Source organism: Zooshikella ganghwensis DSM 15267 (assembly GCF_000428585.1).
GTDB lineage: Bacteria > Pseudomonadota > Gammaproteobacteria > Pseudomonadales > Zooshikellaceae > Zooshikella > Zooshikella ganghwensis.
The window spans coordinates 1-6,122 of sequence record NZ_AUAF01000207.1; the positions used below are offsets into that span (position 1 = coordinate 1).

Sequence of the window (6,122 nt, forward strand, 5' to 3'; positions counted from 1 at the left end):
ATTTGTTAAAGAACTTTGGTTAAGCGCTGGTCTCAACCAAGGCCGGCTATTCTACTGCCTCGCCTTGTTTTGTCAAGCTGCACGTTGAATTTTATTTCAACCTCAATCACAACCCAACTCGCCTCTCAGCGGCCGCGCATTCTAGCGCTTTCGATAACCTTGTCAACCCCCTCTTTTTTCGTCATCCTACTGAACGACGTTTGACGCACATCAAAAGAGGCTTAATCACCGTCTGTATTCGGTGAAACCCTCTGGGCGTCGGGGACTTGAAAAGCGTTACCGCTGAAGTGAGGGCGCATTATAAAGGCCTCCCTCACAGATGCAACCTTTTTTTGAGACTATTTATTTAGCCTTTGAAGAAGAGGAGAAAAAGAGTTGATACAGCCAGTTATTTCCCCAGAAAAACCAGCGCACTAAAAGGAGTCCAGCCAAAATGACAGAGTACATAACAGGTTCTCCAACATCTGTCCTGGAAAGCCAAAAGAAGTGGACCATCACCAAGATAGCAATAACGTAAATTATGTTGTGTAGCTTTTTCCACGATTTACCCAGGCGTCTAACCATTGCCTTAGGGGAGGTTACACCCAGTGCAATTAAGCCAAGCAGCGCTATAAAGCCAACAATAATATAAGGACGTTTGACCAGATCCTGCAGTAAATCACTCCACTGCCACGCCAGCATAAAAGCTAAATAAGCCAGCACATGCAAGATTGCATAAAATAAGCTAAACAATCCCAACATACGGCGATAACGAATAACAAAGGATTTCTTGAAAATCAGCTTAATGGGAGAAAGTGCCAAAGTAATCCACAGTAAATTTAGTGCCCAGTTAGCTAAAAAAAGTACGACCTCTTTGGCTGGGTCTGGCCCTAACTGCTGCCCAACAATCTGCCAAACTAAATACCCAATAGGAGCAAGAGCCAAGCTAAATACCGCTATTTTATCAAGTTTAATGGTTAACCCCACACAGCACTCCTAAACCTACTCAACTTAAAAATATTTATTCAAGTTCATTCCTTTATATAACGATGCCACCTGATCGGCATAACCATTAAAAGGCATGGTATCGATATAATTTGGTGAAAAGAGAGAGGATGGTAAGCGTCGCTCTCGCTTTTGACTCCAACGAGGGTGATCTACTGCTGGGTTAACATTTGCATAAAAGCCATATTCATTAGGTGCTAAATTCTGCCAGGTGGTCTTAGGCTGCATGTCTGTAAATGTAATTTTGACAATGGACTTAATACTTTTAAAGCCATACTTCCAAGGCACCATTAAGCGAAGTGGTGCGCCATTTTGTGGAGGTAGTGTTTTCCCATAAAGCCCAACCACCATCATGGCCAGTGGATGCATAGCCTCATCAATCCTAAGTCCCTCAATATAAGGCCAGTCAATTAAACTGAACTGACCCCTCTGGCCAATCATACGCTTTGGGTCATGCAGCGTTTCAAACAACACGTATTTTGCTTTTGAGGTGGGCTGAAACCTACGTAACAAATCTGCTAATGAAAAACCTAACCAAGGCACCACCATTGACCAAGCTTCAACACAGCGAAAACGATATATACGCTCTTCAATAGCATGGGGCTTTAAAATATCTTCTAAGGTAAACTTACCTGTTTTTTCTGCTTCACCTTCAACAGTCAATGACCAAGGGTCTGTAACAAAATCTTTCGCTAAACTTGCAGGGTCCTTTTTGCCCGTACCAAACTCATAAAAGTTATTGTACGAAGTGACATCCTGATAAGGCGTTAATGGATCATCAGCACGGAAATGAGAAGGCCTGGCACTTGAAACTTGTTTTTGCAGCCAGGCAGGTGCAGGGTATTGTTTGCCTGCTGTAAGAACTTTTTCTGGAATGGCAATCCGCTTTTGCTCAGAAGTTTGCGAATTTGGCTCATCAGCTTCCCCACAGCCTACTAGAACAGCAGAAGCACCTAAAATGAACTGACCACTTCGCCGCATAAACTGACGACGATTCAAGTAAGCTCGCTCAGAGGTTATTTCATAACTAGGAATAGCAGATGGCTTCTTGATAGTCATAAGCTCTAACCTAAAAAAAAGGAGCAACACTCAGCTCCTTTTTAAGAACCGGTTAAAGCTAATTATATTTCAAGAAGCCGTTTTCGACCTTTTCCAGAGTCTCCAAAGGGCTAAAGCTGGACCAGAGGTAGCATAGATCATAAATACAGAAAGTAGTGTTTTAGGTGGATCAATAGAGGCCACAGCAAAAATTAACACGAGCGCAAAAATCATCACAAAGGGAACGCGGCCTTTAAAATCCAAATCTTTAAAACTATGGTAACGGACATTGCTAACCATCAAAATACCTACACCAGCGGTAATTAGCGCAGCCAAAATACTGACTCCTGGCTCTGCTGGATAAAGTCCAAAATCTGTGCATACCCAGGTCATTCCTGTTACCACTGCTGCCGCCGAAGGGCATGGAAGGCCTGTAAAGTAACGCTTATCAGAACTGCTTATTTGCGTGTTAAATCTTGCCAATCTAAGTGCAGTACACGCTACATAGATGAATGCTACCATCCATCCCGCCTTACCAAGACTATGCAATGTCCAGCTATAACATAAAATTGCTGGCGCAAAGCCAAAGGCAATCATGTCAGATAAACTATCGTACTCAGCACCAAATGCACTTTGCGTATTTGTCAGGCGAGCCACACGCCCATCCAAACCATCAAGAATCATCGCCACAAAAATAGCGATTGCAGCATGCTCAAACTTAAATTGCATAGCCGCAACAGCACTATAAAATCCACAAAATAAGGCTGCCGTTGTAAATAAGTTGGGCAATAAGTAAACTCCACGGCGTCTCACCTTACGGCCATTCTCCGCAACCTCTTCTACATGCTCATCAATGGGTAAAATGAACTCTCCAAGCTGCTCTTCATGCTCATCATTGTTAGTTACAGATTGCTTTTCCTCGTTCATAGGTCAATATCTTCTGCCAGAAAATGAGTCAGGGATTATAGCAAACCCTACTAAAATGTATCGTTACTCATAACAACAAGTGAAGCATTTACCTGTCTGCTTACTCTGCAGACAGACATGCTACATCCCAAAAAGCCTTAATTAATGGGTCTTGCAACCGTTTAGCTTGTACACAGACGCCAATAGCAAATGGCTCTAAAGGCGGATCAACGGTCAATGTACGAATCTTAGCTGAAGCTGGGCTATTCACCACAACCAGCTCTGGAACCACCCCCACCCCAAGCCCTAAATTCACCATACTTACAATAGCTTCATGACCTCCTACATGGGCATAAATATTGGGCTTTATTCCTTTAGCGCGAAACCAGTGCTTTAGTCTTTTTCGAGAGAGTCCTTGCTCGGCAAAAATCATGGGCACTGTTCGCCAGTCTATCTCTGATTGCTGTAAGGTTAAGTCTCTCACCAGTCCTGGTTGTTGGGGAGCTATAAACTGTAACGGTGTATGGGCAATGGTTTTAAAGTTTAAATTACCAGGGAGTTGATCTGGCTTAGCGGCAATAGCTAAGTCTTCTTCACCTTCTTGGACTTTTTGTAGTGCAAGTGCTGCATCACCAGTCCTGAGTTTAATTTCAATACTTGGATAATGTTGACGAAAGCGCATTAAAAGTTCTGAAAGAAAGCTATAACTTGCCGTTACAGAGCAAAATAAATTAACTTCACCCTGCAAAAGCATGGTTTGCTGATGCACTCGGCTTTGCATTTCCTGCCATAACTGCAGAGCTTGCTGTGCATAAGCTTGAAACTCTCTGCCAGCTACAGTAAGTACAACAGAACGGTTATCCCGCTCAAAAAGCACTTCCCCAACCTCATCTTCCAGCCGTTTAATTGCCCTGCTTAGTGTCGAAGGGCTGACATGGCAAGCTTGGCTGGTCCGCGCAAAGTGAAGCGTATTCGCCAGATGCAAAAACAACCTCAAAGCATGATGGTCCATAGCATTAACATCTCACAATATTGCAAAATATGACATGTAGTATTTCAAATATATCATTTTACGCAATATTTGTTTTACGCTAGGCTACCTAAAGTTTCTAGCCTTCAGCCCAAGGCTGTAAACATATCAATCCTAAAAACAGCTTAGTCATTCTGTTTTGACGCAACAAAACCGAATTAATAACTAAGGAGTGTCTACCACACGTTACTGCACAGCAAAACTATAATTAGTGCAATTTAACTGTGGTGCTTTATGTCCTTGTCGAGGCAAGGCGAGTCACTTGCCTCGACAAGACTGCTTTTTTATAGGAACTGTCATCACCACTACTTTTTATTGCCAGGAGCCCACTCATGAACTACTTCAATAGCCTGCCTCTGCGCATTCAGTTGGAAGAGCTAGGTAAATGCCGTTTTATGGATCGTAGCGAGTTTGCTGATGAAGCCCAAAAACTTAAAGGCAAAAAAATAGTTATTGTTGGCTGCGGCTCCCAAGGCCTTAACCAAGGATTGAACCTACGTGATAGTGGTTTGGATGTTTCTTTTGCACTAAGAGAGTCAGCTATCACTGAAAAGCGCCAATCCTGGAAAAATGCGACAGATAATGGCTTCACAGTAGGCTCTTATGAGTCCCTGATTCCCCAAGCAGACCTTGTTTGTAACTTAACACCAGACAAACAGCACTCAAGCGTTGTTGAGCAAGTAATGCCTTTAATGAAGAAAGGTGCCACCCTTTCATACTCCCATGGTTTCAATATTGTTGAAGAAGGCATGCAAATCCGCAAAGACCTTACTGTTATCATGGTTGCACCTAAGTGCCCTGGTACAGAAGTTCGCGAAGAATACAAACGGGGCTTTGGTGTTCCAACTCTGATTGCAGTCCACCGGGAAAATGATCCTCAAGAAGAAGGACTTGAACTTGCTAAAGCCTATGCAGCAGGTTTGGGCAGTCATCGTGCAGGTGTACTGGAATCCTCGTTTATTGCAGAGGTTAAATCAGACCTACTGGGTGAACAAACTATCCTTTGCGGTATGTTACAAACAGGTTCAATAATGTGCTTTGAAAAAATGATCGCCGAAGGTGTTGATCCAGGCTATGCATCAAAACTTATTCAATATGGTTGGGAAGTAACAACTGAAGCACTGAAAATTGGTGGTATCACCAACATGATGGATCGCTTGAGCAACCCCGATAAGATTCGTGCTTTTGAGCTTTCTGAAGAGCTTAAAGTCATTATGCGCCCACTTTTCCAGAAACATATTGATGACATTATCAGTGGGCACTTCTCTTCAACCATGATGGCCGATTGGGCAAATGATGATGCAGATTTGCTGCGCTGGAGAGCAGAAACAGCTGAGACTGCTTTTGAAAAGTCCACATCGACAGATGCCAACATCCCTGAGCAAGATTACTTTGATCATGGTTTACTCATGGTCGCAATGGTTAAAGCAGGTGTTGAGCTGGCTTTTGAGGTAATGACCCAGTCTGGCATTATTGCCGAATCTGCTTACTATGAATCACTACATGAAACACCACTCATTGCTAATACAATTGCACGTCGTAAGCTGTACGAAATGAATGTAGTTATTTCTGATACAGCTGAGTATGGCTGCTACTTATTTGCGAACGCTTGCGTACCTTTACTGCAAGACTTTATGAAAAAGGTTGATACAACAGTTATTGGCAAAGGTACTGCTCCAGCTAGTTTCTCTGTTGATAATGCCAAACTTGTTGAAGTTAATGACGCTATTCGCAACCATCCTGTTGAAACCATCGGCCGTGAGCTACGTAGCTATATGAAGGATATGAAAAAAATTATCTGATAAAATTTTTCCATGCAATTAAACAATGAATAGGCGCTAACATAGCGCCTATTAAAAAATCCTGCAAAGTCTGACTGACCCTGAGCGCATTTAAGCGCTCTTTTTTTATTTTAAAACCTAATTCAGCATCGCTAAACCGAATAAAACAGATAGCCACAAAAAAGGCAGCGATGACACTGCCTTTTAATGTCTACATTTCATCACGCGATGCTCGACTTTTTAGCCTATTAATTTAGCTAACTGAAGAGGAGCATTGCCTTGGTTCCTATTAAATAATACACACAAACTGTGTGATAATAGCTTGCGGGTAATTCGATTAGTCAAGCTCCATAGTGTTCTGCCTTTGGTTCGCTGAATATTAA

At 42.6% G+C, this 6,122-nt stretch carries 5 protein-coding genes and 1 pseudogene; 1 reads left to right on the forward strand and 5 read right to left on the reverse strand.

The features are described from left to right. Window positions 1-342: 342 nt before the first annotated feature. From F607_RS31510 to ilvY, 4 genes are all read right to left on the reverse strand, one after another. On the reverse strand, window positions 343-966 hold the full coding sequence (locus tag F607_RS31510; RefSeq protein ID WP_084611398.1) for a protein-methionine-sulfoxide reductase heme-binding subunit MsrQ: 624 nt from the start codon (window positions 964-966) through the stop codon (window positions 343-345). Between the two features lie 24 nt (window positions 967-990). Then, window positions 991-2,043 (reverse strand): protein-methionine-sulfoxide reductase catalytic subunit MsrP, encoded by a 1,053-nt coding sequence (msrP, locus tag F607_RS0123935; RefSeq protein WP_027710080.1) that lies wholly within the window; start codon window positions 2,041-2,043, stop codon window positions 991-993. A gap of 69 nt (window positions 2,044-2,112) precedes the next feature. Beyond that, window positions 2,113-2,949, reverse strand: a complete 837-nt coding sequence (gene pssA / locus F607_RS0123940; RefSeq protein ID WP_027710081.1) for a CDP-diacylglycerol--serine O-phosphatidyltransferase — start codon at window positions 2,947-2,949, stop codon at window positions 2,113-2,115. Between the two features lie 100 nt (window positions 2,950-3,049). Next, window positions 3,050-3,940, reverse strand: a complete 891-nt coding sequence (gene ilvY, locus F607_RS0123945; RefSeq protein WP_027710082.1) for an HTH-type transcriptional activator IlvY — start codon at window positions 3,938-3,940, stop codon at window positions 3,050-3,052. Window positions 3,941-4,290: 350 nt separating this feature from the next. Here ilvY and ilvC point away from each other — a divergent pair, with 350 nt between their 5' ends. Next, the gene (ilvC, locus tag F607_RS0123950; protein ID WP_038292160.1) at window positions 4,291-5,760 is read left to right on the forward strand and encodes a ketol-acid reductoisomerase; all 1,470 of its coding nucleotides are present in this window, start codon (window positions 4,291-4,293) and stop codon (window positions 5,758-5,760) included. 219 nt (window positions 5,761-5,979) lie between these two features. Here ilvC and F607_RS36240 read toward each other — a convergent pair. Then, a pseudogene (locus F607_RS36240) lies at window positions 5,980-6,122 on the reverse strand (IS982 family transposase); the annotation flags it as partial.